The following is a 26,337-nucleotide window of genomic DNA, read 5'->3' as shown; positions in this document are numbered from 1 at the left end:
CGAGGCCGAGACAGCCAGAGGCCCATAGCCGGTCAGAAGCTGTTCTTCCAGGCCCTTAATGCAATAAAGACCACCCCTGATGGTGAATTGGGTGGAAGATGCACTGCTTTAGCGAGCGCAGGCTCGGTGGAACGCAGAAAAGGATTGGTCGCGCGCTCATGTCCCATTGTCGTGGGCACGAGAAAGTGCCCCGCGCGCCCGGCCTCTTCGGCCTCGACCATGCGATTCTGCAGCGCTCGGTTGTCAGGATCCGCGGCGAGGGCGAAGCGGGCGTTGGAGAGTACGTAATCGTGGCCGCTGAAAACCCGGGTATCGTCCGGCAGCGGTAGAAACCGCTCCAACGACCGCCACAGCGTCTCGGGCTGCCCCTCGACCACCCGGCCGCAACCGAGGGTGAATAGGGTATCGCCCGCGAACACGATCTCGGCATCGGCGAACCAGTAGGTGACGTGGTCGTTGCAATGGCCCGGCGTCTCCCAGACCTGCGCCTCCAGGCCGCCGACCCGGACACGGTCGCCCTCGACGACGGTGACGTCGACCTCGGGCACCTCGGCGCCGGCCTTGCGCGGTGCTGTCACCCGCGCGCCCGTGCGGCGCTTCACCTCCGGAATGCCCTCGACATGGTCGAGATGGCGGTGGGTGACGAGGATGTCGGTGAGGGTCCAGCCCGTTTCATCGAGCGCCTTCAGCACGGGAGCGGCCTCGGGAACGTCGATGGCGGCGCAGGCGCCCGTGGCGGGATCGCGGATCAGCACGCCGATATTGTCGCTGCGGCAGAGGAAGGTGCGGATTTCCGGGCGGGAAATCGCGGGACGGGAGTTCTCGGAGGGGGAAGCGGTCACGAGGCATTCCTGTCGATGACGCGCCTGTCGATGACGCGGGTCGCGTGAGGCAGAACCGGATGCGGCGCCGGGGGTTCCCGCTTGTGGGCGAGCCGTCTCGTCCCCATTGATCCGATCCGAGCCCTGCGTCAAAGAAACCTGCCTGCGCCGCAGAATTCTGCAACCTCGAAAACGTCCGGCCGCGCCGGAGCCAGCCGCCCCATGCGCCTCGACGTGACCGACCTGCGCGCCTTCTATGCCAGCCCCCTCGGCGGCGTGACGCACCGTATCGTGGCCCGTGCGATCCACGGGCTCCTCGGTTCGGTCTCGGGCCTGAGGGTTCTCGGCCTCGGTTACGCGACGCCCTATCTCGGGCCGGTCCACGTGATCGCCGAGCGCACCTTCGCCTTCATGCCGGCCACGCAAGGGGTAGTGAACTGGCCCGGCAGCGGGCGCTCCTGCTCGGCGCTCGCCGACCCGACGATGATGCCCCTGCCGGAAGCGGCGGTGGACAGGGTGATCCTGGTCCACGCCCTCGAATCGGTGGAGAGCCCGACCGAATTGCTGCAGGATGTCTGGCGCGTGCTGACGCCGGGTGGCCGGATGATCCTCGTCGTGCCCAACCGGCGCGGCGTCTGGGCCCGGCGTGATGCGACGCCGTTCGGCCACGGGCAGCCCTATAGCCGCTCCCAGCTCGCCCGCCTGATGCGAACCACCCAGTTCTCGCCGGAAGGATGGGCCGAGGCGCTCTACATGCCGCCCGTCGAGAGCCGGCTCTGGCTGAAGACGGCCGGTGCCTGGGAACGTTTCGGCACCGGGCTGTCGCTTCCCTTCGCCGGCCTCCACGTGATCGATGCCACGAAGCAGCTCTATCGTCCGGTCGCGGTACGGCCTGTGCAGCGGGCTGCCCGCCTCGCGCCGACGCGGGTGCTAGTTCCCGCCCCCTCCCCGGGTTGAACCGGAACCCGCGCTTCGAGACCCCGGACAAGGCATCCGCATCCATGCTCAGCCTCATCGACCCGGAAGCCGCGCTCCGCAGCTTCGTCTTTGCGTTCTCGAGCCTCTTCTCGATCGTCAATCCGATCGGCTCGGCGCTGATCTTCTCGCAGATCACCGCGCGGAACTCCCATTCCGAGCGGGTGGAGATCGCCAAGCGCATCGGCTTCTACTCCGCCCTGATCATGCTCGCCGCCCTGTGGGCGGGCGCGCCGATCCTCAACTTCTTCGGCGTCTCGCTGGGGGCCTTGCGGATCGCCGGCGGACTCGTGGTCGCGGCCTCCGCCTGGACCCTCCTCAGCGCCCCCGAGGCCCGCGAAGCCCGCAAGCATGCCGAGGCGACCCAGGAGACTCCCGACAGCGTCTCCGACATCGCGTTCTTCCCCCTGACCCTGCCCTTCACCACCGGCCCCGGCACGATCGCGGTGGCGATCGCGCTGGGCTCGAACCGGCCCGCCCCCGGACCCGACCGGATCGGGTTCTACCTCGGCATGTCGCTGGCGGCCCTCGCCCTCGCGATCATGGTCCGTTTCACCTACGGCTCGGCCGACAGGGTGGTGACGGCGATCGGCCCGGTCGGCGCGCGGGTTCTGGGGCGGCTCTTCGCCTTCCTTCTGCTGTGCATCGGCACGCAGATCACCGTGAACGGCATCGGCGACGTGCTCGGGCCGATCCTCGCCTCGGCCAAGCACTGAGTTCAGCGGATATCCACGCCCCGACGACCCCGTCGTCGACACCCTCGCCTTGGCATGGCAGGGCCGAGGCTGTACCGCAGGCTCGACTTTCGCGGAAGGACGACAGGGATGCGGCTCGCAGTGGTCGGCGCCGAGGGGCGCATGGGGCGGATGCTCATCCGGGCGGTCACGGAGACCGAGGGATGCACCCTGAGCGGTGCCGTTGAGCGCGAAGGCTCCGCGGCTCTCGGCCAGGATGCGGGTAGCCTCGCCGGCCTGCCGCCCCTCGGCGTCCCCGTCACCGACGATCCGCTGACGGTCTTTGCCGCCACCGACGGCGTCCTCGATTTCACCGCCCCCGTGGCCACGACGTTCTTCGCCGAACTCGCGGCCCAGGCCCGGATCGTCCACGTGATCGGCACGACCGGCCTCGTCGAGGCCGATCTGCGCAAGCTCGCCGCCGCAGCGCACCATGCCCGCATCGTGCGCTCGGGCAACATGTCGCTGGGCGTCAACCTGCTCGCGGGTCTGGTGCGCAAGGTCGCCGCCGCCCTCGGCGAGGATTTCGACATCGAGATCGTCGAGATGCATCACCGCATGAAGGTGGATGCGCCCTCCGGCACGGCGCTCCTCCTCGGCGAGGCCGCGGCGGAAGGTCGGGGCGTCAGCCTCGCCGAGACCCGCGTCTCCACCCGCGACGGCCATACCGGCGCGCGGCGGCCCGGCGATATCGGCTTCGCCACCCTGCGCGGCGGCACGGTGGTCGGCGACCACAGCGTGACCTTCGCCGGCCCCGGTGAGCGCATCACCATCGGCCACCACGCGGAAGATCGCGCGATCTTCGCCCGCGGCGCCGTGAGAGCGGCCACTTGGGCCTACGCGAAACCTCCCGGCCTGTATGGCATGGCCGACGTCCTCGGTCTCTGATACGAGCGCCCGGTCATCGATCATTCAGGTTGGCGCGTACAACAGCCCCGCAGGCGCGGATCTTATTGCGCCGCACCATTCACCGAGAAATAGGATGGACGTCTGATGGAGCGCCTGCTTGTCCTCGCTCGCCACGGCCAGAGCGAGTGGAACCTCAAGAAGCTTTTCACCGGCTGGCGCGATCCGGAACTCACCGAACTCGGCGTCACCGAGGCCAGGACCGCCGGCCGCTGGCTCAAGCAGCAGGGCTACGCGTTCGACGTCGCCTTCACCTCCAACCTGCAGCGCGCGCAGCGTACCTGTTCCTTGATCCTCGACGAGATGGGCCAGGGCGGCATCGAGACGCTCCGTTCCGAGGCGCTCAACGAGCGCGATTACGGAGACCTGTCGGGCCTCAACAAGGACGACGCCCGCGAGCGCTGGGGCGATGCCCAGGTCCATCAGTGGCGCCGCTCCTACGACATCCCGCCTCCCGGCGGCGAGAGCCTGAAGGACACCGCCGCGCGCGTGCTGCCCTATTACATCCAGACCATCCTGCCGCGGGTCATGGCCGGTGAGCGCGTTCTGGTGGCCGCCCACGGCAATTCGCTGCGGGCCCTGGTGATGGTGCTCGACGGCATGACCACGAAGACGATCGCGAGCCTCGAGATCGCCACCGGCATCCCGCTGGTCTACCAGCTCAAGGCCGACACCACGGTGGAGAGCAAGGCCGTGCTCGAGCGGGACATCGACCACGACGCCTGACGGCGGGTCGCGTCACCGCGGCGCAACCGGCATCGTCGCGCATACGGCATTCGGAAAGACGTTTCAGGTCGTTGTTCCACAACGACTTTACCGGCCAGTCGGCGGCGCTGCGGCTCCAGGGCCTCGCCGCCGAACTGCCGGGACGCTTGACAGCGGGAGGGCCTGGGCCGACCCATCGTCGGCGAGCTTTCGGTCCGGAGGCCGCGCGCGAGGCCTTCGCCCCATCCGGAGATCTCTCGCATCCGAACACCTGAACCGGCGCCACGATGTTTGGCTCCGTCGCGGAGAACCGATCCGATGCGTCTGCGTAACCTCGTCCGTCCGGTCGCGGCACTGGCCCTGATCGCCGGGCTCTCGTCAGGCGCCATCTCCACGGCCATGGCGGCCGATCCGATCTTCCCGCCGAGTTCCCGCTTCGGGTTCACCCCGCCCTCGGACATGACGCTGTCGAAGCGCTTCTCGGGCTTCGAGCGGCTGGAGGGCGGTGCGACGGTCTCCGTCGTCGAGTTGCCGTCCACGGCCTTCGTCGATCTGGAGAAGAGCTTCACCGACGAGAACCTTCGCACGCAGGGGTTCGTCGTCACCACCCGCGAGGCCATCAAGGTCGCGGGCGACGTGGACGCGGTGCTGTTCACGGGGGATCAGCCGGCCCCCGAAGGAGCCGGCACGCCCACCATCAAGAAGTGGCTTCTGCTGATCGGCGACACCTCGGTCACGGGCATCATCATCGCCCAGACCGTGCCCGATGCCGAGACGCCGGAATCCATGCGCGACATGCTGACCAGCGTGAAGATCCGGCCGGAGCTGACGCTCGACCAGCAGGTCGCGGCCCTGCCCTTCCGCATCCGCGAGACCGCCGGGTTCCGTCCGGTCCGGGTGCTCGCCGGCAATTCGGTGCTGATGACGCAGGGGCCGAAGGACCAGATGCTCAACCTCGAACAGCCCATCCTGGTCCTGGCTCAGGCGGTTCAGCAGCCGCCGCAGCCGGAACAGCGCGACGCCTTCGCCCGCGCCGCGCTCTACTCGAACCAGACGATGAAGGATTTCGCGGTCGAGCGCTCGCAGACCTACCGCCAGAACGGCGTCGATTGGCACGAGATCGTCGCGCGCGCCGTCGACGGGCCGTCGAACACGCCGGTGGTGGTATCCCAGACCATCCGGTTCGCGCCGGACGGCTACCTTCGGGCGCTCGGCGTGGTGCGCGCCGATCAGCGCAGCGCGATGCTCTCGAAGTTTCGCGAGGTCATCGACAGCGTCGAGGTGAAGTAGCCGGCGCAGCACATCGTCCCGGATGCGATATCCGGGACGATGCTATGAAGTCCCGTAACACGCCGCCCCTGAAGGACGACGCCGGCTCGGCCGGCCGATGGCGTCAGGCCGCATCCGCCGGATTGGCCGCGGACGCCTTGGGTCCGCCCTTGGCGACACCGACGAGGGCCGGACGCAGGACGCGGTCGCCGATGACGTAGCCGGACTGCATCACCTGAACCACGGTCCCGTTCGGGACCTCGGCATTGGGCACCTCGAACATCGCCTGGTGGCGATTGGGGTCGAAGCGCTGGCCCTGCGGCTCGATGAGCTTCACCCCGTGACGCTCCAGGGTCTTGGCGAGATCGCGCTCGGTCAATTCGATGCCGTCGATCAGCGCCTTCAACGGCCCTTCCGCCGACGCGACGGCATCGGCCGGTACGCTCTCGAGCGCCCGGCGGATGTTGTCGGCCGCGTTCAGCATGTCGCGCGCGAAGTTCGTCACCGCATAGGTCCGCGCATCGGCGACTTCGCGCTCGGTCCGCCGACGCAGGTTCTCCATCTCGGCCAGGGTGCGCAGGACGCGGTCCTTGAGCTCGTCACGCTCGGTGATCAGGCTCGCCAGAGCCTCGCCCGTCTCCGTTGCGTGCGCTTCGGATTTCACGTCGGTCTCGGCCGCCGCTTCGGCCCGCTGCCCGTCATGCTCCATGTCGTTCGCCATCATCGTTCTTCGTCGATCGCAGGTTGCTCGCTCCGCGCCTGTCGCCGGTCGCATGCGCCGGAGACCGTCAGCACGCGGCCGATCGGAATGGGGTCGGGCCACGACGCCGAGACCCGCGCGAGGGGGTTCAGGATCATGCTCCGGGGTCGGGCCTGATATCAGACGCTCGCGGGACGAAATCAAGCCGAGGGCCGCCCTGCCCTCCTCTCCACCTCAGCCCCCCGCGAGATTTATGCCTGCAGGGGGCTCAGGCTTCCCGTGGAGGCGGCGACTCCACGAGCGCTTCCAATCCCTCCGCCCTCAGGGCGGCGACGTCGCCGGCGAAGATCTCCATGACCGCGTTACGGATCGCAGCCTGCCGGTCTGGCTGGGTGACCCGGGTCCCGGTGAGATCGGTGACGTAGAAGACGTCCACCGCCCGCTCGCCGAAGGTCGCCACATGAGCCGAGGTGATGTTGAGGCTGAGGCGCCCGAGCGCGGTCGTGAGCTCGTAGAGCAGGCCGGGCCGGTCGAGGCCGGTCACCTCGACCACGGTCTCCCGGCTCGACAGGGCGTTGTCGATCGCCATGTCCGGGGGGATCAGGAAGGTGTTGGAGCGGTTGCTCGGCGGGTGGCGGTCCGCCACGAGATCGGCGATGCGGATCTCGCCCCGGAGCGCGCGCTCGATCGCGGTAGTGATGCGCTTGGCCCGGCGCAACTCGTCGTCGTCCCGGTCGAAGGCGCGCGAGATGAAGATCGAGTCGAGTGCGAACCCGTCGGTGGTGGTGAAGATCTGCGCATCGACTATGTTGCCGCCGAGGGCCGCGCAGGCGCCGGTGACGATGGCGAGCAGACGCGGGTGGTCGGGCGAGTAGACCGTGATCTCCGTCACGCCCCGCGTCGGGTCGGTCTCGTAGACGGTGGCGACGGTGCGACCGTCTTCCATGAGTCCCTTGACGAAACCCGCATTCTTGAATTGCCGGATGGCATCGACCTTGAGCCAATAGGCCTGGTTGTGGCGGGCGGCATAGGAGTCGAAGAAGGCCGGATCCCAGTCGGTGAGCTGCTCGCGCAGGCCCATCTGGATGAGGCGGACCCTGTCGGTCCGGGCGATCTCGGAATGGCCGCCGGACAGGAGCACCTCGGTCTCGTCGTAGAGGGTGCGCAGCAGCGTTCCCTTCCAGGCGGTCCACACCCCCGGTCCCACCGCCTTGATGTCCGCGACGGTGAGGATCATCAGGAGCTTCAGCCGCTCCATGGTCTGCACCACGGAGGCGAATTTCTGGATCGTCTTCGGGTCGGAGAGATCGCGGCTCTGCGCGGTCATCGACATCAGCAGGTGGTGTTCCACGAGCCAGGCCACGATCTCGGTCTCGGCCTGGGTCAGGCCGAAGCGCGGGCCGATCTTCTCCGCGATGGCCGCCCCGGCGATGGAATGGTCCTCGGGGCGCCCCTTGGCGATGTCGTGCAGGAGCACCGCGACGTAGAGCGCGCGCCGGTGGCTGATCGTATCGAGGAGCCGGGTGGCGATGGGATGGTCTTCGGCGACCTGGCCGGAATCGATCGCTGCCAGGACGCCGATGGAGCGCAGCAGGTGCTCGTCCACCGTGTAGTGGTGGTACATGTTGAACTGCATCAGCGCGACGATGCGGCCGAAATCCGGGATGAACCGGCCGAGCACGCCGGCCTCGTTCATCAGCCGCAGGATCGTCTCCGGCGAGTTCTTCGAGGTCAGCACGTCGAGGAACAGGGCGTTGGCGTCCGGGTCCGAGCGCAGCGAATGTCCGATGAGCCGGAGCGAGCGGGTGGCGACCCGGGTGGCATCCGGGTGGATCGGCAGGTTGTGGCGGTCGGCGAGCCAGAACAGGCGGATCAGGTTCACCGGATCGCGCGAGAACGCGTCGCCGGTGCGCAGGTTGATCCGGCCGTGATCGTCGGTGAAATCCTCCGCCTCGATGGCGGTGGCGCGGAAGCGGTCGCGGAAGCGGCCGATCCAGCGGTCGAGGACGGGCGTGCGCTTGGCGTGCCGCGCTTCGAGGGCGGCGCAGACGATGGCGGTGAGATCGCCCACTTCCTTCGCGATCAGGAAATAGGCCTTCATGAACCGCTCGACGCCGGACAGGCCGCCGCGCGGCTCGTAGCCGAACCGCTCCGCGATCTTCGGCTGCAGACCGAACGACAGGCGCTCCTCGGACCGGCCGGTGACGAAGTGCATGTGGCAGCGGACCCGCCAGAGCAGTTCCTCGCAGCGCTCGAACACCCGGTATTCCTCCGGCGTGAACAGGCCGGCGGGGACGAGCTCGCTCTGGTTGCGGACACGGTAGGTGTATTTCGCGATCCAGAACAACGTGTTGAGGTCGCGCAGGCCGCCCTTCCCGTCCTTGACGTTGGGCTCGACGAGGTAGCGCGAGGCACCCGATTTGGAGACGCGGGTATCGCGCTCGCGCAGCTTGGCCTCGACGAATTCCGGCGCCGTCCACATGACGAGTTCGGTATCGAACCGCGTGACCAGCTCCTCGAACAGCGCCCTCGCGCCGAAGAGGTAGCGCGCCTCGAGGAGGGAGGTGCGGATGGTCATGTCCGCCCGCCCCTCGCGCAGGCATTCCTCCACCGAGCGCGTGGCGTGGCCGACCTTCAGCTTGAGGTCCCACAACACGTAGAGCATCGCCTCGACGACGCTCTCGGACCAGGCGGTCTGCTTGTAGGGAAGCAGGAACAGGAGATCGATGTCCGAACCCGGTGCCATCGTACCGCGACCGTAGCCGCCGGTCGCCACCACCGCGAGCTGCTCGCCGGTGGAGGGGTTGTCGTTCGGATAGAGCCGCCACACCACCGCGTCGTGGATCGTGCGGATCACCGCGTCGGTGAGGTTGCTGATCCGTTGCGCGCAGGCGGTGCCGTTGCGCTCCTCCATCAGCCGGGCTTCGGCATCGGCATGGCCGAGCTCGATGATGCGACGCAGCTCCGGCACCAGGAGCGCGCGCAGCTGCGTCGCCTCGCGCACGTCGCGGTCGAGATTGGTGAGGACCGTTTTAAGGGCGGCGCCAGCGTCGAACATGCGCAAACCCGTTATCATGTTCCCGTAGGGACGCCAGAGACAACGCTAGGCAGCGGCGCAGATGTGATGGGCAAACGCCGAGACATCGTTCTCTGTGCCGGAAAAATCGTTTGACGAAACGAACGAGGTTGGCTAGCTCGAATGCCCCGCGTTGCCGCGAAGACCTTGGAGACCGTTAGATCATGCCTCTGTCTCGTCGTGCCATCCTGAGTGCAGTCTGCGGCGTCGCGTCGCTCCTGCTCATGCCTCGGCAGGGCGAAGCGGCGGACGTCAAGGAGGTCCGGCTCGACTGGGCGACCTACAACCCGGTGAGCCTGATCCTGAAGGAGAAGGGGTTCCTGGAGGAGGCCCTGAAGGACAAGGGCATCAAGGTGCGCTGGACCCAGTCGCTGGGTTCCAACAAGGCGCTCGAATTCCTCAATGGCGGCGCCATCGATTTCGGTTCCTCGGCCGGCGCCGCGGCCCTGCTCGCGCGCATCAACGGCAACCCGATCAAGGCGGTCTACGTCTTCTCGCGGCCGGAATGGACCGCTCTCGTCACCCGCAAGGACAGCGGCATCGCCAAGCCCGCCGACCTCAAGGGCAAGCGCATCGCGGTGACCCGCGGCACCGACCCGCACATCTTCCTCATCCGCGCGCTCCAGGGCGCCGGGCTGACCGAGAAGGACGCCAAGCTCGTCCTGCTCCAGCATGCCGACGGCCGCACCGCCCTCGACCGCGGCGACGTCGATGCCTGGGCCGGCCTCGACCCGATGATGGCGGCCTCCGAGATCGAGAACGACGACGTGCTGTTCTACCGCGATGCCGCCGCCAATACCTGGGGCGTCCTCGACGTGCGCGAGGATTTCGCCGCCGCGAACCCGGACCTCGTGCGCACCGTCATCGCCGCCTATGAAACCGCGCGCGACTACGCGATCAAGAACCCGGACGCCCTCAAGAGCGCCCTCGTCGCTGTGACGAAACTGCCGGAGCCGGTGATCGCCCGCCAGATCGAACGGACCGACCTCACCCAGCCCGCCATCGGCAAGGCCCAGGCCGAGTCGATCGCCGCCGCAGGCATCGCCCTGCAGCAGGCGGGGGTCATTCCCGCCGGCACCGACGTGAAGGCGGCGGTGGACGGGCTGATCGATCCGCAATTCGCGCCTGCCGCCCGCTGATCCGTGGACGAGGCCAATTCGACCGCAAGACACGCCGCGATCGGAAGACCCGCCGTGACCGAGCCGACGGCATCGGCCGCGCCCGGCGCGGATGACGTGAAGGCGTCACTGAGGCCTCGGGGAGACTCGGTCTGGCATCGGGGCGGCCGCTTGGCGCTCGGCCTGATCCTGCCCCTGGTCTTGGTGGTGGGCTGGGAGTTCGCCGTCCGCACCGGCCTCGCCCAGGGGCGGTTGATGCCGCCGCCGAGCCGGATCGCGGCGACCCTCTACGACCTTTCCGCCTCCGGCGACCTGTGGCTCCACGTTCAGGCGACGCTGGTGCGGGTCGCCCTCGGCTTCGCCTTCGGCGCGGTGGCCGGCATCGTGGCGGGCGCCCTCACCGGGGCGCTTCCCACCGCCCGCCACATCCTCGATCCGTCGCTTCAGGCGTTGCGCGCCGTGCCGTCCCTCGCCTGGGTTCCGCTCTTCATCCTCTGGCTCGGCATCCTCGAGACGCCGAAAGTGGCGCTGATCGCGGTGGGCGTGTTCTTCCCGGTCTATATCGGGGTGGCGGGGGCCATCGCCTCCGTCGACCGCAAGCTCATCGAGGTCGGCCGCATCTTCCGGCTGTCGAAGCTGCAGCTCGCCCGGCGCATCCTGCTCCCCGCCGTCCTGCCCGCGACCCTGACCGCCCTGCGCACCGGCCTCGGCCTCGGCTTCCTGTTCGTGGTCGCGGCCGAGCTGATGGGCGCCTCGGAAGGCCTCGGCTACCTCCTCATCGACGGCCAGCAATTCAGCAAGGCCGACCAGATCCTCGCGGCGATCATCGCCTTCGCCATCCTCGGCAAGCTCGCCGATACCGTCCTCGTCGCCGTGACCCGGCCGCTCACGCGCTGGCAGGACACGGCGCGGGAGACGTTGTAGGATCGGAAATGCATCGCTTCTGCCTGGATCGGACACCCGCGTGACCCGCGCCGACGTCATCGCCCGCCTGTCGTCCCTCGAGCCGCGGCTTCGTTCCAGCGGCGTGGACGCCCTGTACCTGTTCGGGTCTCATGCTCGCGACGAGGCGGGTGCCGGGTCCGATGTCGACGTGTTCGTCGACCCCATCGACGAGAACGCCTTCTCGCTGACCGAGTACAGCGCGACCTACGACGTCATCGAGGACGCCCTTCCCGGCGTGGAGATCGGTTACTCGACACGTGACGGCCTCGTGCCCGTCTACCGGGCGCATATCGAGCGCGACGCGATCCGCATCTTCTGATGACCTCCGCGAAGGCCCCCGACATCCGCCTGCGGCACATCCTCGACCAGATCGACGGGATCGTCGCCGCGACACACGGCAAGGATTTTGCCGAGGTCCAGGGCAACTTTCTCTATGAGCGCGCGGTCGAGCGGGCGGTCCAGATCATCTCCGAGGCCGCCAAGGAATTGCCTGCCGATCTGCGCGGCCGCTACCCGGATGTTCACTGGGATCCGATCATCCGAATCGGGAACCTGCTTCGAGACGAATACTACCGCATTCGCTCGCGCGACATGTGGGACATCGCGACCGTGCACCTGCCCTTACTGCACCCGGTGATCGTCCGGATGCTGGAAGACCTCGATGCTCACCCTCGATAGCCTGTCCAAAACCTATTCCGACGGCACGCGGGCGCTGGAGCGGATCGACCTCTCGGTGCCGCAGGGCGAGATCGTCGCGCTCATCGGCGGGTCCGGCTGCGGCAAGACCACGCTGCTGCGGCTCGTCGCCGGGCTCGACCGGGCGAGCGAGGGCCGCATCGTCCTCGACGGCGAGGCGATCGTCGAGCCGCATCCGGGCGTCGGGTTGGTCTTCCAGGAACCGCGGCTGCTGCCCTGGCTCGGTGTGGCGGAGAATGTGGGCTTCGGCCTCGACCACCTGCCCCGGTCGGAGCGCCGGGCGCGCGTCGGCCATGCCCTGGAGATGGTGGGGCTCGCCGAACATGCCGGCCGCTGGCCGCGCGAGCTCTCGGGCGGCCAGCAGCAGCGCGTCTCCATCGCCCGCGCCTTCGTGGCGAACCCGCGCGTGCTCCTCCTCGACGAGCCGTTCTCGGCGCTGGACGCCTTCACCCGCAAAGACCTGCACGCGCATCTCCTCGCCCTGTGGCAGGAGACGAAGCCGACGATCCTCATCGTCACCCACGATGTCGGCGAGGCGGTGGCGCTCGCCGACCGGGCGGTGGTGATGCGCCCCAAGCCCGGCCGCCTCGACGATGCGATCCCGCTTGCGCTGGCCCGTCCGCGCGATCCGGCCTCGCCCCATAGCGAGGCGGCGACCCGGCGCATCCTCGCCGCCCTCGACCGATCGCTGAAGCCGGCCCAGGCGGCCGCGCCCACCGAGGCGGCGCAATGGTGGTGAGGCCGTCGCTGGCGTCCGCGCCCGTCCCGCGTTAGACGCCCGGGAGAATTGCACCGAGACGGCAATCGCCCCCAGACGATCGAGGAAGCCCCCGATGGACGCCACCACCCTGCGCTCGCTCCAGGCCCCGCTGAAGGACCAGTACCGCACTACGCCCGATTCCGCGGTCATCACCCTGAAGGCCAGGGGCACCCTCGACGACACCTCCATCGCCTGCAAGGTGGAGACCGGCCGGGCGCTCGCCGTCGCCGGCCTCCACCCCGCCACCGGCGGCTCCGGCCTCGAACTCTGCTCGGGCGACATGCTGCTCGAAGCGCTGGTCGCCTGCGCCGGCGTGACGATCAAGGCCGTGTCGACCGCCCTCGAGATCGAGCTGCGCGCCGGCACCGTGAGCGCCGAGGGCGACCTCGACTTCCGCGGCACCCTCGGCGTCGACAAGGAAGCCCCCGTCGGCTTCCGCGCCATCCGCCTGAACTTCGCCCTCGACACCGACGCGCCGCAGGAGAAGCTCGACCAGCTCCTCAAGCTGACGGAGCGCTATTGCGTCGTGTTCCAGACCCTGAACCACAAGCCGGAACTGGCAGTGAGCGCATCGAAGGGCTGACGGTCGAGCCGGCGACGCGACAGGACATCCGCCGGTGAGCGGTTCGCCCGCCGCGTCGCTCCACGCATGCGGGAACGACGATCGTCGCTGGTTCCACGGCATCCTCCCGAGAACCGGTTCCCGCGTTTCGGGAGGATGCTCCGACCCTCACGGCGCTGTCGTCACCCGGTCTGCATCGTAATAGACCGCCGCGACCTCGTCCTGGTGGAGGAGGCGCCAGCCTTCGAGGCGGCGCAGGTGGTCGGCGCTCGGGCCGTCCTTCCGCACGAGCGCCCAGGTGACGCCGTGGCGCGCCAGAAGGGCGGCGAATCTCTCGGTCCCGGGCGCATCGAGCGCCTGGTTGAGGCCGTGGATGAAGCCGCCGAGGAAGAGCTGATCGCTGCGCCCGTCGATGAAGGTCGGCACGCCGGAGCGGATCAGGAAGCCGCCGAAATCATAGTCGTTATAGACCGGGCCGGAGAGGCCCTTCACGCGCGCGGCATCGAGGGCGGCGCGCGGGGTCATCGCGGCGCTCAGGCGCGGGGAGACCAGCGCCACCGTGGTCATCGCGGTCAGCGCGAAGGCCAGGATGACGAAGCTCGAGCGGCGCGAAACGGCGATGGCCGGCTCGGGCCGCAGCCTCGGGAACCGTGCCATCGCAGGCCCCGCCACCAGGATCGGCGCCGCCAGGACGAACAGGTCCGCGAACCGCGAATGGCGGATCATCATCACGCCGAGGAGAACGACGACACCGAGCCGGAACAGGTTCTTTCGGGGGGCGGTCAGCAGCACCACGACGCTGCCGACCAGCATCGCACCGGCGATCACCCCCGCTCCATCGAGGCCGAGCGGCCGCCATTCCATGATGTAGGGCAGCGATTCGCCGCTGTTGAAGAGGCCGAGATTCACCAGGAACGGCGCATAGCCGTAGGGCGTCAGGCAGGACGCCGCGGTCGCCAGCGCCAGGAACCTCGCCCACCGCAATCCCCTGCCGATCCATTCGGACCGGGGGCCGGAGAACACGCCTTCGCCCGCGAGCACGCCGGCGATGACGAGGCCGATCGGGTAGCTGCCGTGCAGGTTGGCCCAGGCCGTCATCACCAAGGCGAGCCAGGGCGACGGCGCCCTCCCCCGCTCCAGCGCCGCCACGAGGCCCGACATCCAGACGAGGAGGATCGGCAGGGTGAAGACGTGCGGCCGTGCGAGCAGATGCGGGGCGAGGACGACGAAGGCAGCCGTCACGACCATGATGGCCGCCGTGCCGGACACGCGGCGCACGAGCCACAGGTGCAGGCCGGCGAGCGAGCCGGCGATGACGAGGACGGTGAGCATGCAGACGCCCCACCAGCCGGCGCCGGCATGGGCGCAATAGAGCAGCACCTGCGAGGCCCATTCCTTGGCGATCCAGGGAGAACCGGCGAAGGTGTGCGAGAACAGGTCCGTCCACGGCACCGCCCGATGGGCGACGATCCAGCGGCCGACCGCCATGTGCCACTGGCTGTCGGGATCGTTGAGGAGCTGCCCGGCCTGGGTCGCGAGCACGACGACCAGCCCCAGGAAGACCAGGATCGAGGACGCCGCCTTCGAGCGGAGCGCGAAAGGCCGAAACGGCGGTGTGCGCGCCGCCTGCTCAGCCGGGATGAATGCCAGGTCGGAGGTCATCCGGGCTGCCCCTCTCCCGGCGGCAGTGCCGGCGCGATGAAAATGTGCCGGCTCAATATCACGTAGTTCACGGCCGGAACCGCGACGCAGACGGTGAGGATCGAGTGCCAGGGAGGTCCGCCGAACATCCCGCCGACAATGGCGGGAAGGATCGCTGCCGCGCCGTAGCCGGCGATCGTCAATGCGGAGAATCGCAAGGCCGCCCGGCGTGCCGGCTGCCTGTCGCCGAAGGTCAGCCAGCGGTGACCCGCATAGGACCAGATCGACGCGAGCCCGTAGGACAGGGGCGAGGCCAGGGTGAGGGGAAGGCCGAGCGCCGTGGTTCCCGCCAGACTCAACCCGGCATAGAGCACGGTCGCGATCCCGCCCACGACGATCATCCGCGCGAGCCGCATCGGCAGGGTGAGCGTGCTCACCGGCAGAGGCCGCACGTCCGACCGGAATGCGGATTCGGGTTCATGGATGGGACGGACCGGGCTGGCGGCAGGGAAAACCTGCCCCGATCGTTAGGCACCCGCGCTTAAAGGCGGCTTAATCGCATCGGGCCGAATTCGATCAGGCCGAATCTGATCAGGCCAAAGCGGCGATCCGCCCCTCGATCGCATCCCAGACCGAGACCGCGAGGTCGGGCCCCCCGAGCCGCTTGATCGCGCGGATGCCCGTGGGAGAGGTGACGTTGATCTCGGTGAGGTTCCCGTCGATCACGTCGATGCCGACGAGGATCAGGCCGCGACGCTTCAATTCCGGGCCGATCGTGGCGCAGATCTCGCGCTCGCGCTTGGTGAGGTCGGACGGCGAGGCGGCGCCGCCGCGAACCATGTTGGAGCGGATGTCGTTCAGCGCCGGGACGCGGTTGATGGCGCCCATCGGCTCGCCGTCGACGAGGATGATGCGCTTGTCGCCCTCGGTGATCTTGGGAAGGAAGCGCTGGACCACCCAGGGCTCGCGGAACGTCACCGAGAACAGGTCGAACATCGAGCCGAAATTCGCGTCCTCCGGCAGCACCCGGAACACCGCCGCGCCGCCATGGCCGTGGAGCGGCTTCATGACGATGGCGCCGTGCTCGGCCCGGAACGCCTCGATCTCCGCCTTGTCGCGGGTGATCAGGGTCGGCGGCATCAGCTGCGGGAAATCGAGGACGAACAGCTTCTCCGGCGCGTTGCGAACCTCGGCCGGGTTGTTCACCACGAGGGTGCGCGGATGGATCCGCTCCAGCATGTGGGTGGCGGTGATGTAGGCCATGTCGAAGGGCGGGTCCTGGCGCATCAGCACCACGTCGACATCGGCGAGATCGACCCGCTCCACGGCGCCGAGAGTCGCGTGTGCGCCCTCCACGTCCTGAACCCGGAGGGGCTCGACCCGCGCCGTCACCACCTGTCCCTGCATCGAGAGCCGGTCCGGCGTGTAGAACAACAGATCGTGTCCCCGCGCCTGCGCCTCGAGGAGAAGGGCGAAGGTGGTGTCACCGGCGATCCTGATCGCCTGGATCGGGTCCATCTGAACCGCGACGGTCAGGGCCATGGCGCACGAGCCTCGTTCATCGTCCGGGTCGGAGATCGGCCCATCGCTGCGGGAGCATGGGCCTATAGCATCGATCCGAAGATCTGATCCGGCTCGAAACCAACATCACACATTCATTCCCGACGAACCGGCGACCAGCCCGTCGGGACGCGTCTCAGTTCTCGGAGGACCCGCGCTTCTGCGACTTGCCGCCGCTGCGGCGGTCGTAATCGCCGATGGCGTTGCGGCATTCGGCGGAGAGACGGGGACGGTTGCGCTCCATGCACTTCTCGGCATCGGGGCTGTTGGGATCGACGCCGGCGCAGAGCCGGAAATAATCGTTGGCGCAGCCGAGTTGCAGGCCCTGGTCTTCACGCTGGGCTTGAGCGGGGCCGGCTGCAAGGAGGAGAAGGGCGAAGGGTACCGCTTTCAGGGCCACGGACAGGCCCTTCGAGGGGCTGGAGGATCGTGTCGTCGCCACGCGCATTCTGCGTTGTCCTTCGCTCGGATCGGATTGAGGCGGCATATCGGGCGCACCCATGGGTTAGCAAGCGCGCGGGATGCCGCCGAGGTTCCGGCCAGGCATCGTCGGACGTATGCACGGACACATGAGCGTGTCGCGTCGGTCACACCCTTGCCACTGCCTTCGGCGGGAGCGGCCGCAAAAAAAGCCCCGCTCGAACGGTGAGCGGGGCCGAGTGCAAGGGAGGAAACGCCCGCCATGGGCGGTGAAATACCAAGCAAGTTGCAAGCCAGGGCCCGTATCCCGCCCCGAATCCGATGGGCGTCGCGGTTGCGGCGGATTTGTCACGTGGGCCGGTTCTCCGACCGAAAGCCCCTCCGCTTTCCCTCGAATCGCGGGACCTCGGAAACATTCCGTTAACCACCCCGTGATGATCTCCCCCTGCATCACGATGGATTGAGAGACCGAAGGGGCCGGGCCCCGACGGGATTCAGGCGGACGATTCCGGCCGGATCGGGTGATGCAGACCGAGGATCCATGGGATCGCCAGCGATGACGCCTGACCGTAAGTCCCATAGTGCCACGACGCATCTCGGAGAGCCGCTGGTCGGACAGGGCGACCGTTCGATGTCGCGCCCGACGGCGAGCATCGTGGCGTTCCAGCAGCCCGCCGCCCGCCGCTTCCGGCGCGACGACGAGGATGGCGGAGCAGCCCGCGGCGCGATCCTGCTGTTCACGGGCGTTCGCTACGAGCGCATGCCGGAGCCTGCGGCGCCCGCTCCCCGCCAGCGCCGCCGGTCCTGACGCCTCGGACATCCGTGAGACCGAACAGGCTCTCGCAGATCGAACAGGCTCTTGCAGACTTAAGGAAGCGTGATGCCGGCGTCCCATACCGTCAGCCCGACCGGGCGCGTGGTCCGGACCGCGTCGACCGCCGCCTCGCTCCTGCTCCTGCTGGGTGCGTGCGCTCAGGAAGGCGATTTCGGGCGACCGGCCCCGAGTGCCTGGAACAGCCTCGTCGCGACCACCGGCACCGTGGCCGCGCGCTATCGCAATGCGCCGGCCTCCTATTTTCCCTTCACCGATGACGAACGCACCCTGCGCGACCGGTCCTGGCGGTTCCTGATGCCGGCCGCCGAGCGCGAGGCCTTCACCGACGCGCTGGCCAACCTCACCCGCACCCGCGTGCTGCCGCCGAATTGGCGCGACGACGACGTCACCACCTACCACGCAGCGCTGATTGCAGAGCCCTTCCGCTCGCCGGTCTCGCGCTATCGCCGTCTCTCGGACGACATCACCGTGGATGCGCGCCTGATCCCGCTCTTCGTCGCGACGGCGGCGCGGGTGGCGGAGGCCGATAGCCTGCGCCTGCGCAGCCTGCCCTTCGTGAAGACCCTCGACGACGAGAACATCCGCCAGGCCGCCATGCGCGTGGCCGAGAACCGCTGCCTCGTCGCTTGGGTCCGGCTGGAAACGGGCGTGCGCTCGGAACGCTACCGCTACGCGCTGCAGCACCTGCTCATCGAGGTTCCCTCCACGGAGGCCGTGTCGGCCGAGCGCAGCCTCGCGGCGCTGGATGGCCGCCGGGCGATGCTCGATCCGCTGCTCCCGCTGGAAGCCGAAGCCCGCTGCGGCCTGGTGGAAGCACCGGCTCCCCAGGCCGCGCTGCCCATCGTCGCGAAATACTGACGGGCGCGTCTCGGCCGCCCTACCGGACCTCGATGAGCCTGAACCATGGCTCAGTCTCGGTGGAGACCCGGTATCAGCCGCCGGATTTCGCAGCGTCCTCGGTCGGGCTGTCGATGGTGCAGGAGACGGCCTGGACCGCCTCGTTCGCCGCCTGCCGCTGGCTCGGCAGGGCCGCGACCACGCGGGCCACGACGAAACCCTCCCGCTCGGTGGCGACGATGCGCACGTCGCGACTCACGTCGTTCTCGTCCTCGTTGGCCAGCGCCTCGTCATATTGAGCGCGGGTGAGGATCACGAGATCGAGGGCGCCGCGCACCGCCGCCTGATCGGTGACGGCATAGAAGGCTCCGCGTCGTCCGTGGACCGCCAGCGACAGCATGAGCGCCCCGGTCCGGGCCGAGACCCGCATCGGGCCGTCGGCCAGATTGTAGGCACAGATGCCCACCGCCACGGAGGGGTCGGGGATCGGGAGCCACGCCTCGGCGGGGGCCGGATTGATCCCGGTGGACAGGGTGTAGACCGGCATCGCGTGGTCGAGGGTCTCGCTGGTCCGGGCCTTGGTCAGGGCATCGGATTCCGACAGGCTCGGGATCGCCAGCACCACGGCGATATGGACCAGTCCCGCCAGGACCAGACCGAAGAGGGTCGCGAAGAGGAGGCGGCCGCGCGGGTTCATTCCGCACATCCCGTGCGGGCGATCGTGGGGACCGCGGATCGCTCCACCGTGCCGGCACTGGCCGCCACCGGCGTATCGTAGAGGCGAAGCGCCAGACGCACCGGCCCGTCGGCGCGGGGCATGGGGAGCCAGTTTCCGGGTTGGACGTCCGGGGCCAGCAGGATGGAGAAGCGCCCATCCGCCTCGCGCAGCACTTCTGTCGAGGTGAAGCCCTCGCGCAGCACAGGCCGCTCGGGATCGCGCTTGCCGCGCCCGGCGACGGTGAGGGTCCAGGCCCTTGCCGGAGGCGTCGCCCCCGCGATCCGATAGGTGCAGCCGGCCTCGAGGGCACGGCCCTGGTCGTCCTGCGACGCGGTGAGAAGGAGTCCCTCCCCGACGGCGAGGGGAATCTCGCCCCGCCGCGCATTGACCGCGCGGGCGTAGGGGTCGGCGCCGAGCGAACCGGTGCGCGGCCACGCGGTCCAGCTCCCCACCGATACGCCGCCGAACGGATACCCGCCCCGCGTCGCGTAATCGGCCGTCGCCAGCCCGAGGCCCGCTCCGAGGGCGAGCGTGTAGATCACGAGCCCGACATCGGAGGTGCGGCGCAGGACGGCGCGGAGGGCGCGGCTTCCCCGGCCGGCAGCGGCCACGACGTCCAGCGACGCGCCCGGCCGGGCAGGATTGGCGGTGGTGCTCATGCGGCGACTTGGATCCTGGGGCCGTGTGGACACCGTCGTTACGGAATGCCGATCCGGCCGCCGACCGAGCGGGCGCCATCGGCGACATCGCCGGTGACCTCGCCCGACGCGGCACGGGAGCCGGCCGGTCCACCCGTCTCGACCGAACGGAACAGGCCGTTCATGCTGCCGATGACCTCGAAGGAGCGCCGCGAGAGCTTGCCGGCCGCACTGGCGGCGGCGTTGACCGGCGCCGAGGCGGCCCCGGCCTGCGCCACCGGACGGGTGTTCTCCTTCAGGCCGGGCATCGGCTTCAGCTCGATGCCCTGATGCGCGGTTTCCATCACGTCGTGCCAGGTCATGGCGGGCAGCGAACCGCCGGTCATCTTGTTGGTGGAGGTGGAATCGTCGTTGCCGAACCAGACGGCGCCGACGTAATTGCCGGTATAAGCCACGAACCACGCGTCCTTATAGGCGTTCGTGGTGCCGGACTTGCCCGCGACCTTGATTCCTTCGAGCTGCGCGCGACGGCCGGTCCCCTCCTCCACCACCTTATTCAGCATGAAGTTCATGTCGGCCACGACCTGGGGGGAGAGGATCTGCTCGGGCTTCTCGTCGGCGTGGCGGTAGATCACCTCGCCCGAGGAGTTCTTCACCTCCATGGCCGCATAGGGCTTGGCCTTGCGGCCGCCATTGGCGAACACGGCATAGGCCGCAGCCTGATCGATGACGTTCACCTCCGCCGAGCCGATCGGCAGCGAGACGGAATCGGTGAGCGGGGTGGTGATGCCCATGCGATGCGCCATGTCGATGATCTTGGCGCGCCCGGCCTTGGCGGCGGGAAAGTCGCCCTTGATGCCGATGGCCTTGCCCAGGGCGATCGAGATCTGGATCGGGATCGTGTTGATGGATTTGGCCACCGCCACCGTGAGGTTGGTGGCGCCGGAGAACGAGCGTCCGTAATTCTGCGGGCACCAGTTGCCGAGGCAGACCGGCCTGTCCACGACCTTGGTGTCCGGCCGGTAGAGGCCGGAGGCGAGACCCGCCGCGTAGACGTAGGGCTTGAACGAGGAGCCGGGCTGACGCAGGGAATCGGTGGCCCGGTTGAACTGGCTCTCGCCGTAATCGGCGCCGCCGACCATCGCGCGCAGGGCGCCGTCCGGATCGAGGATGACCATCGCGGCCTCGTCCACGTCGTACTGGTCGCCGTACTGGCGCAGCGTGTTCTCAACCGCCTGGTCGGCGCGCTTCTGGATCGCGATGTCGAGCGGGGTCTTCACGATCAGCACGCGGTCGTTGCGCAGGCGGCCGGCATCGGCCATCCCCTTGATCTCGCCGAAGGCCCAGTCGAGGTAGTAATCGGCGGTGATGTCGCGGGTGCGGGTCACCGGCGTCGCCGGGTTGCGCAAGGCCGTCTGGATCTGACCTTCGGTGACGAAGCCGGCCTCCACCATGTTGTGCAGCACGTCCACCGCGCGGGCACGCGCCGCGGGCAGGTTCACGTGCGGCGCGTATTTGGTCGGCGCCTTGAACAGGCCCGCGAGCATCGCGGCCTCGGCGAGGCTCACATCCTTCAGCGGCTTGCCGAAATAGTAATCGGCCGCGGCCACCGCGCCGAATGTGCCGCCGCCCATATAGGCGCGGTCGAGATAGAGCTTGAGGATCTCGTTCTTGCTGAGGTGGCTCTCGAGCCAGAGCGCCAGGAACGCCTCGTTGATCTTGCGCTCCAGCGAGCGCTCGTTGGTGAGGAACAGGTTCTTGGCGAGCTGCTGGGTGATCGAGGAACCACCCTGCGTATTGCCGCCGCCGCGCGAGTTCGAGACGAGGGCGCGGGCCGTGCCGATCGGGTCGATACCCCAATGCTCGTAGAAGCGCCGATCCTCGGTCGAGACCAGCGCCTTGATCATGCTGTCGGGAAAATCGTCGAGCTTGAGCGAATCGTCGTGCTTGATGCCACGGCGCCCGACCTCGACGCCGTAGCGGTCGAGGAAGGTGACGGCGAGATCCTGCTTCTTCAGCCAATTGTCGCTGGTGAGGTTGAAGGCGGGCTGGGCGAGCGCCAGCATCACCACGGCGCCGCCGGTGCCCAGCGTCACCGCCTCGCTGGTGAGGTCGAGGGCGGCGCGCTTCCAGCCGCGCACCGAGAAGACCTGCATCCGTTCCTGGAAGCGCTCGTAGAGCTCGGCGGTGGAGCGGCCGCCATCGTACAGGCCCGCATTCACCCAGGCATCGAAGCCGAGGGCGGCGCGCTTCACACGCGTCAGGAGCGAGGCGGCTTTGGGCAGGCGCACGACGTGATCTCTGTCCCTCAACGCATCGCCGGCACCGCTCGCCGATGCCGCGGGTTCAGCACTACCAAGCTCCGCGCCCGTCCGCGAGGCCCTGCAATCCACACCGCCCGCACTTCCGGAACCGGAACGAGAACGGCCGGGAGCGTGGATCGATTCCCCACCATATTGCGCTTGGCGGAGGAGAAGTCGCGGCGTCGGTGAAAATAACTCTCCGTTAACCTTGATGGCCGAATGGGGCGTGGAGGTGGCGCGGCTTGCCGATCACGCCCACATGCGGCAAGGAGCCCACACGCTCCCCCCATGATGTTCCGAACCCCGAAGGTGCTCCCGATGAGGGACCGCACATCCCCCCACCTCGCCCTGGACCGACCGCCCCGTGAGGCCGTCGCACCGTTCTGGCGCGAGAAGACCCTCGACGAGATGTCGTCGGCCGAATGGGAGAGCCTGTGCGACGGCTGCGGCCGCTGCTGCCTGCTCAAGCTCGAGGACGACGATACCGGCGAGGTCTACCACACCGATGTCGGCTGCACCCTCCTCGACGGGCTGGCCTGTAAGTGCCGCGATTACGTCAATCGCCAGAGGCGGGTGCCCGATTGCGTCCGCCTGACGCCGGAAGCGGTGCGGACGATCCCGTGGCTGCCGCCGACCTGCGCCTATCGCCTCGTGCGCGACGGGCACGACCTCTACCCCTGGCATCCCCTCGTCTCGGGCCGTCAGGCCAGCGTTCACGAGGCCGGGATCTCGGTGCGCGGCCGCGTCTCGGGCAACGAGGAGGAATTCACCACCGACGATCTCCTCGAACAGATCGTCACCTGGCCCGGCCGCACGCCGGAGACCGAGGACGAGGATTAGGCGCCGCGACGGGCGGCTCACCGGTCGAGGCGGAAGCGATCCACGTCGCGCAGGAGCGCGAGGAAGGCACGAGCGCCGTGGTCGAGGGCCGCGAGGCCGGCCTCGGATGTGCCGAGGGTCGCGTTGCCGATGGCGCCGGAGGGGTGGAGGTCCTGCGCCTTCCAGGCGAAGGCGGCCGGACGACCGGCGCGCAGCTGTGCGAAGTCGCGCTCCATCGCCACCGAGCGGGGCTCGAAATCGGCGATTCCCTCCCGCCGCACGGCGTCGGGTTTCAGCGCCAGCATCAACGCCGTCTCGACGGCGCCGGCATGGATGCCGTGCCTGATCTCGTCCTCGGGAAACAACCCCGGCGGATAGCCGAAACGGCTCCAGGCCGTGGTCACGGCGAGCATGCCGAGGCTGCGAAGGTCGCTCGCCACGAGGTCGATCAGGCCGCTATTGCCGCCATGCGAGGTGACGATGACGAGCTTCCCGCATCCGGAGCGATGGATGCTGCGCCCGATCTCGACCCAGGCGCGCAGCGCCGTCTCGGCCGTGAGCGTGAGCGTGCCGGGGAAAGCGTCGTGCTCGTCCGATTTGCCGATGCTCTGGACCGGCAGGACGAGGATGTCGAGATCGCCCGGATCCAGCTCTGCCAGACGGGCGAGATAGCCTTCCGCGATGGTGACGTCGGTGGAGAGCGGCAGATGAGGACCGTGCTGCTCCACCGCCGCCACGGGGAGAACCGCGATGGACCGACCGATGGTGGATGCGATCTCGCCGGTCGTGAGATCGAACCAGTTCCGCACCGCCATGGCTGCCTTGCCTCGCGCGGCCCCGTGCCGCGAGCGCGAGCTTTAAGCCGGATGCGCCGTCACAAGAAGACGCATCCGAGGGTGCCGTCAGCGCGAGCGGCGCATGAGCCAACCGAGGCCGAAAGCGGCGGCGGCCACGAGTGCGAGGGTCACTGCCTTGTTCTCGTCGGCGCGTGACGCCACGGCCCGGCCATGGCGCGCGGCCTCACCCCGATAATGACGGCCGCGGCGCTGGGCCTCGTCCGCGAGGGCATAGCCGCGATCGGCGATGGCGTGGCCGCGCTGCTGTGCCTCGTCGGCCAGGGCGTGGGCGCGGGCGCTCGCCTCGTCGATGAAGCGCTCGCCGTCCCGGCGCAGGTCGTTCACCGTATCGCGGGCCTCGCCATAGGCGTATTGCGCCGCGCCGGCCGCCTGATCGTAGGCGCCTTCCACCTGCTGGCGCGCACGGCCCGTCACGGCGCCGATGGCCGACTTGCCCCGCCCCTGCAGGTTGCGGACGCCGCCGTCGAAATGATCTCTGTTCATGGATGCATCTCCTTCTCGTGAGCGGAAGACGGGGTCGCCCCTCGATCCACTCCGGCCGGGCACCGCCGCGAGGAGCAATCCCGGGCGGTACTCCGTTCCGTTGTTCGGTATGAGGTTTTTCGGGCCTCAGATCTTCTTGACGGCGTCGGCGGCGCTCTGAGCCGCGCCCTTGATCCCGTCCTTGGCATCGCCCACCGTCTTCTGGGCCTCGCCCTTCAACTCCTGAGCCTTGCCTTCGGCCTGCAGCTTCTCGTTGCCGGTGACCGAGCCGATACCCTGCTTGACGTTGCCGACGGCTTCGTTGGCGAGGCCCTTGATCTTGTCCGTCGTGCTGCTCATCGAAATCGTCCCTTTCCTGGTTCGGGTCCGCCCGGACGCTGGATGCGTCGGGCACCGCGAAGTCGAAAGCTGAACGGTATCGAATGCTGAATGTTCCGCGCCGGGCGCGGCCGAGTGTATCCTTTCCGACAAAGCCGGACGCGGCCCCTGTTCAGGAAAGCCACAGCGCCAAGCATTTGAATTTTTTATACACGTGATCCAAATTTTTTGTTTCGGACCGAACCGGTCTTGCCAGCAATGTTTCTTGAATTCAAAATATTCCCGGCTAGAACTCGGCAAACAACCAACAAGACACCGAGGAAGACGGTCATGACCGTTCGCGCCGCTGCCCCTGGTTCGGGCGGGACCACCGTGCCGGCCCCGGGAGCGGCCGTCGCACCGCCGTTCGGGCGCTGGGGTCAGCTGGTGATCGGCGTGATCTGCATGGTGATGATCGCCAACCTGCAATACGGCTGGACGTTCTTCGTCCCCGACATCCAGAAGAAGTTCGGCTTCGACCGCGCCGCGATCCAGTGGGCCTTCACCCTGTTCGTGCTGTTCGAGACCTGGCTCGTCCCGATCGAGGGCTGGTTCGTCGACAAGTACGGCCCGAAGGTCGTCGTCCTGTTCGGTGGCCTGCTCTGCGGCATCGGCTGGGTCATCAACTCCTACGCCACCTCGCTCAACATGTTCTATCTCGGCCAGGTCATCGCCGGCATCGGCGCCGGCGCCGTCTACGGCACCTGCGTCGGCTCGGCCCTGAAATGGTTCCCCGACAAGCGCGGTCTGGCCGCCGGCATCATCGCCGCCGGCTTCGGCGCCGGCTCGGCGCTCACCGTCGCCCCGATCCAGTGGATGATCGCCGATCACGGCTTCCAGGCCGCCTTCTTCAACTTCGGTATCGGCCAGGGCCTCGTCGTCTGCATCCTCGCCTTCTTCTTCGCCTCGCCGAAGAAGGGCCAGGTGCCCGAGGTCGTCGCCAACGCCAACATCATCCAGACCCGGCGCAACTACACCCCCGGCGAAGTCGCCCGCCAGCCGATCTTCTGGCTGATGTACTTCATGTTCGTCATCGTCGGCGCCGGCGGCCTGATGATCACCGCCAACCTCAAGCCCATCGCCGCCGATATCGGCGTCGACAAGGTGCCCGTCACCATCATGGGCATCACCATGGTCGCGATCACCTTCGCCGCCACCATCGACCGCGTCCTCAACGGCATGACCCGCCCGTTCTTCGGCTGGGTCTCGGACAAGATCGGCCGCGAGAACACCATGTTCGTCGCCTTCGCCATGGAAGGCTTCGGCATCTACATGCTCTACCTCTGGGGCCATGACCCGCTGTGGTTCGTGCTGCTCTCGGGCTTCGTCTTCTTCGCCTGGGGCGAGATCTACTCCCTCTTCCCCTCGACCTGCACCGACACGTTCGGCACCAAGTTCGCCGCCACCAATGCCGGACTGCTCTACACCGCCAAGGGCACCGCCGCCCTCCTCGTCCCCGTCGCCAACTACCTCCAGCAGAGCACCGGAAGCTGGGACGGCGTCTTCCTCGTCGCAGCAGGCGCCAACATCCTCGCATCCCTCCTCGCCATCGCCGTCCTCAAGCCGTGGCGGGCTCGCGTCGTCGCCCGGAGCGTCTGAACC

29 protein-coding genes are annotated in these 26,337 nt (G+C 68.4%); 15 read left to right on the top strand and 14 right to left on the bottom strand.

What is annotated here, in order from left to right:
* Positions 1–32 precede the first annotated feature (32 nt).
* The gene (gene gloB / locus A3OK_RS0118575) at positions 33–806 is read right to left on the bottom strand and encodes a hydroxyacylglutathione hydrolase (protein WP_026597420.1); all 774 of its coding nucleotides are present in this window, start codon (positions 804–806) and stop codon (positions 33–35) included.
* A 237-nt stretch (positions 807–1,043) separates the two neighbouring features.
* Here gloB and A3OK_RS0118570 point away from each other — a divergent pair, with 237 nt between their 5' ends.
* From A3OK_RS0118570 to A3OK_RS0118550, 5 genes are all read left to right on the top strand, one after another.
* A complete protein-coding gene (locus A3OK_RS0118570; protein ID WP_019906397.1) occupies positions 1,044–1,778 on the top strand; it encodes a methyltransferase domain-containing protein in 735 nt (244 codons plus the stop codon).
* A 44-nt stretch (positions 1,779–1,822) separates the two neighbouring features.
* Positions 1,823–2,512 carry a MarC family protein gene (locus A3OK_RS0118565; RefSeq protein ID WP_026597419.1) on the top strand — a complete coding sequence of 230 codons (690 nt, stop codon included), beginning with the start codon at positions 1,823–1,825 and terminating at the stop codon, positions 2,510–2,512.
* A gap of 108 nt (positions 2,513–2,620) precedes the next feature.
* Positions 2,621–3,418 carry a 4-hydroxy-tetrahydrodipicolinate reductase gene (gene dapB / locus A3OK_RS0118560; protein ID WP_019906395.1) on the top strand — a complete coding sequence of 266 codons (798 nt, stop codon included), beginning with the start codon at positions 2,621–2,623 and terminating at the stop codon, positions 3,416–3,418.
* A gap of 105 nt (positions 3,419–3,523) precedes the next feature.
* Positions 3,524–4,162, top strand: a complete 639-nt coding sequence (locus A3OK_RS0118555) for a 2,3-bisphosphoglycerate-dependent phosphoglycerate mutase (protein WP_019906394.1) — start codon at positions 3,524–3,526, stop codon at positions 4,160–4,162.
* A gap of 297 nt (positions 4,163–4,459) precedes the next feature.
* Positions 4,460–5,431, top strand: coding sequence for a hypothetical protein (locus A3OK_RS0118550; RefSeq protein ID WP_019906393.1), 972 nt, complete (start codon positions 4,460–4,462; stop codon positions 5,429–5,431).
* 103 nt (positions 5,432–5,534) lie between these two features.
* Here A3OK_RS0118550 and grpE read toward each other — a convergent pair whose 3' ends face one another.
* The 3 genes from grpE to A3OK_RS0118535 all read right to left on the bottom strand — a co-directional run bounded on the left by grpE (position 5,535) and on the right by A3OK_RS0118535 (position 9,168).
* The gene (gene grpE, locus A3OK_RS0118545; RefSeq protein WP_026597418.1) at positions 5,535–6,134 is read right to left on the bottom strand and encodes a nucleotide exchange factor GrpE; all 600 of its coding nucleotides are present in this window, start codon (positions 6,132–6,134) and stop codon (positions 5,535–5,537) included.
* A complete protein-coding gene (locus A3OK_RS24180) occupies positions 6,131–6,268 on the bottom strand; it encodes a hypothetical protein (RefSeq protein ID WP_019906391.1) in 138 nt (45 codons plus the stop codon). Before A3OK_RS24180 ends, grpE begins: the two co-directional genes overlap by 4 nt.
* A gap of 110 nt (positions 6,269–6,378) precedes the next feature.
* Positions 6,379–9,168: a [protein-PII] uridylyltransferase gene (locus tag A3OK_RS0118535; RefSeq protein ID WP_019906390.1), complete on the bottom strand. Its 2,790-nt coding sequence runs from the start codon at positions 9,166–9,168 to the stop codon at positions 6,379–6,381.
* Positions 9,169–9,350: 182 nt separating this feature from the next.
* Here A3OK_RS0118535 and A3OK_RS0118530 point away from each other — a divergent pair, with 182 nt between their 5' ends.
* The 6 genes from A3OK_RS0118530 to A3OK_RS0118505 all read left to right on the top strand — a co-directional run bounded on the left by A3OK_RS0118530 (position 9,351) and on the right by A3OK_RS0118505 (position 13,288).
* Complete coding sequence (locus A3OK_RS0118530) at positions 9,351–10,325, top strand: aliphatic sulfonate ABC transporter substrate-binding protein (RefSeq protein ID WP_019906389.1); 975 nt, start codon at positions 9,351–9,353, stop codon at positions 10,323–10,325.
* A gap of 96 nt (positions 10,326–10,421) precedes the next feature.
* Positions 10,422–11,228 carry an ABC transporter permease gene (locus A3OK_RS0118525; protein ID WP_245259450.1) on the top strand — a complete coding sequence of 269 codons (807 nt, stop codon included), beginning with the start codon at positions 10,422–10,424 and terminating at the stop codon, positions 11,226–11,228.
* 40 nt (positions 11,229–11,268) lie between these two features.
* Complete coding sequence (locus A3OK_RS0118520; RefSeq protein WP_019906387.1) at positions 11,269–11,568, top strand: DNA processing protein DprA; 300 nt, start codon at positions 11,269–11,271, stop codon at positions 11,566–11,568.
* Positions 11,568–11,927 (top strand): HepT-like ribonuclease domain-containing protein, encoded by a 360-nt coding sequence (locus A3OK_RS0118515; RefSeq protein ID WP_019906386.1) that lies wholly within the window; start codon positions 11,568–11,570, stop codon positions 11,925–11,927. The genes A3OK_RS0118520 and A3OK_RS0118515 overlap by 1 nt, the downstream gene beginning before the upstream one ends.
* Entirely contained in the window at positions 11,911–12,684 is a 774-nt protein-coding gene (locus tag A3OK_RS0118510) for an ABC transporter ATP-binding protein (protein WP_019906385.1), read from the top strand. The genes A3OK_RS0118515 and A3OK_RS0118510 overlap by 17 nt, the downstream gene beginning before the upstream one ends.
* 94 nt (positions 12,685–12,778) lie before the next feature.
* Positions 12,779–13,288, top strand: coding sequence for an OsmC family protein (locus tag A3OK_RS0118505; protein WP_019906384.1), 510 nt, complete (start codon positions 12,779–12,781; stop codon positions 13,286–13,288).
* A gap of 147 nt (positions 13,289–13,435) precedes the next feature.
* On the opposite strand, the gene A3OK_RS0118500 is transcribed toward A3OK_RS0118505, so the two are convergent.
* From A3OK_RS0118500 to A3OK_RS0118485, 4 genes are all read right to left on the bottom strand, one after another.
* Complete coding sequence (locus tag A3OK_RS0118500; protein ID WP_019906383.1) at positions 13,436–14,929, bottom strand: hypothetical protein; 1,494 nt, start codon at positions 14,927–14,929, stop codon at positions 13,436–13,438.
* Positions 14,926–15,345: a GtrA family protein gene (locus A3OK_RS0118495; protein WP_245259382.1), complete on the bottom strand. Its 420-nt coding sequence runs from the start codon at positions 15,343–15,345 to the stop codon at positions 14,926–14,928. Before A3OK_RS0118495 ends, A3OK_RS0118500 begins: the two co-directional genes overlap by 4 nt.
* A 154-nt stretch (positions 15,346–15,499) precedes the next feature.
* Complete coding sequence (gene gshB / locus A3OK_RS0118490) at positions 15,500–16,450, bottom strand: glutathione synthase (protein ID WP_019906381.1); 951 nt, start codon at positions 16,448–16,450, stop codon at positions 15,500–15,502.
* A 154-nt stretch (positions 16,451–16,604) separates the two neighbouring features.
* Positions 16,605–16,916, bottom strand: coding sequence for a hypothetical protein (locus A3OK_RS0118485; RefSeq protein ID WP_019906380.1), 312 nt, complete (start codon positions 16,914–16,916; stop codon positions 16,605–16,607).
* A gap of 528 nt (positions 16,917–17,444) precedes the next feature.
* Between A3OK_RS0118485 and A3OK_RS24175 the strand changes: the two genes are divergently transcribed.
* Complete coding sequence (locus A3OK_RS24175; protein ID WP_155912070.1) at positions 17,445–17,696, top strand: hypothetical protein; 252 nt, start codon at positions 17,445–17,447, stop codon at positions 17,694–17,696.
* 108 nt (positions 17,697–17,804) lie between these two features.
* A complete protein-coding gene (locus tag A3OK_RS0118475) occupies positions 17,805–18,581 on the top strand; it encodes a hypothetical protein (RefSeq protein ID WP_026597416.1) in 777 nt (258 codons plus the stop codon).
* 73 nt (positions 18,582–18,654) lie between these two features.
* Here the strand turns inward: A3OK_RS0118475 and A3OK_RS0118470 are convergent, their stop codons facing one another.
* Genes A3OK_RS0118470 through A3OK_RS0118460 form a run of 3 tightly spaced genes read right to left on the bottom strand, consistent with a single transcriptional unit; the run spans position 18,655 to position 22,207 of the window.
* Positions 18,655–19,266 (bottom strand): hypothetical protein, encoded by a 612-nt coding sequence (locus A3OK_RS0118470; RefSeq protein ID WP_196805451.1) that lies wholly within the window; start codon positions 19,264–19,266, stop codon positions 18,655–18,657.
* Positions 19,254–19,937 (bottom strand): DUF1214 domain-containing protein, encoded by a 684-nt coding sequence (locus tag A3OK_RS0118465; protein WP_019906376.1) that lies wholly within the window; start codon positions 19,935–19,937, stop codon positions 19,254–19,256. The genes A3OK_RS0118470 and A3OK_RS0118465 overlap by 13 nt, the downstream gene beginning before the upstream one ends.
* Positions 19,938–19,975: 38 nt before the next feature.
* A complete protein-coding gene (locus tag A3OK_RS0118460) occupies positions 19,976–22,207 on the bottom strand; it encodes a PBP1A family penicillin-binding protein (RefSeq protein WP_019906375.1) in 2,232 nt (743 codons plus the stop codon).
* A gap of 330 nt (positions 22,208–22,537) precedes the next feature.
* Here A3OK_RS0118460 and A3OK_RS0118455 point away from each other — a divergent pair, with 330 nt between their 5' ends.
* Positions 22,538–23,059 (top strand): YcgN family cysteine cluster protein, encoded by a 522-nt coding sequence (locus A3OK_RS0118455; RefSeq protein ID WP_051093046.1) that lies wholly within the window; start codon positions 22,538–22,540, stop codon positions 23,057–23,059.
* Between the two features lie 17 nt (positions 23,060–23,076).
* Here the strand turns inward: A3OK_RS0118455 and A3OK_RS0118450 are convergent, their stop codons facing one another.
* The 3 genes from A3OK_RS0118450 to A3OK_RS0118440 form a co-directional block, all read right to left on the bottom strand.
* Entirely contained in the window at positions 23,077–23,853 is a 777-nt protein-coding gene (locus tag A3OK_RS0118450) for a creatininase family protein (protein ID WP_019906373.1), read from the bottom strand.
* 87 nt (positions 23,854–23,940) lie between these two features.
* The gene (locus A3OK_RS0118445; RefSeq protein ID WP_019906372.1) at positions 23,941–24,378 is read right to left on the bottom strand and encodes a CsbD family protein; all 438 of its coding nucleotides are present in this window, start codon (positions 24,376–24,378) and stop codon (positions 23,941–23,943) included.
* A gap of 126 nt (positions 24,379–24,504) precedes the next feature.
* Positions 24,505–24,717: a CsbD family protein gene (locus A3OK_RS0118440; protein ID WP_019906371.1), complete on the bottom strand. Its 213-nt coding sequence runs from the start codon at positions 24,715–24,717 to the stop codon at positions 24,505–24,507.
* A gap of 309 nt (positions 24,718–25,026) precedes the next feature.
* Here A3OK_RS0118440 and oxlT point away from each other — a divergent pair, with 309 nt between their 5' ends.
* Positions 25,027–26,334, top strand: a complete 1,308-nt coding sequence (oxlT, locus tag A3OK_RS0118435) for an oxalate/formate MFS antiporter (protein WP_019906370.1) — start codon at positions 25,027–25,029, stop codon at positions 26,332–26,334.
* Positions 26,335–26,337: the final 3 nt, after the last annotated feature.

The sequence above is a fragment of the Methylobacterium sp. 77 genome (assembly GCF_000372825.1).
Lineage (GTDB): Bacteria > Pseudomonadota > Alphaproteobacteria > Rhizobiales > Beijerinckiaceae > Methylobacterium.
The sequence above is the reverse complement of the archived record's forward strand: the minus strand, read 5'-3'. Positions and strand labels throughout refer to the sequence as shown.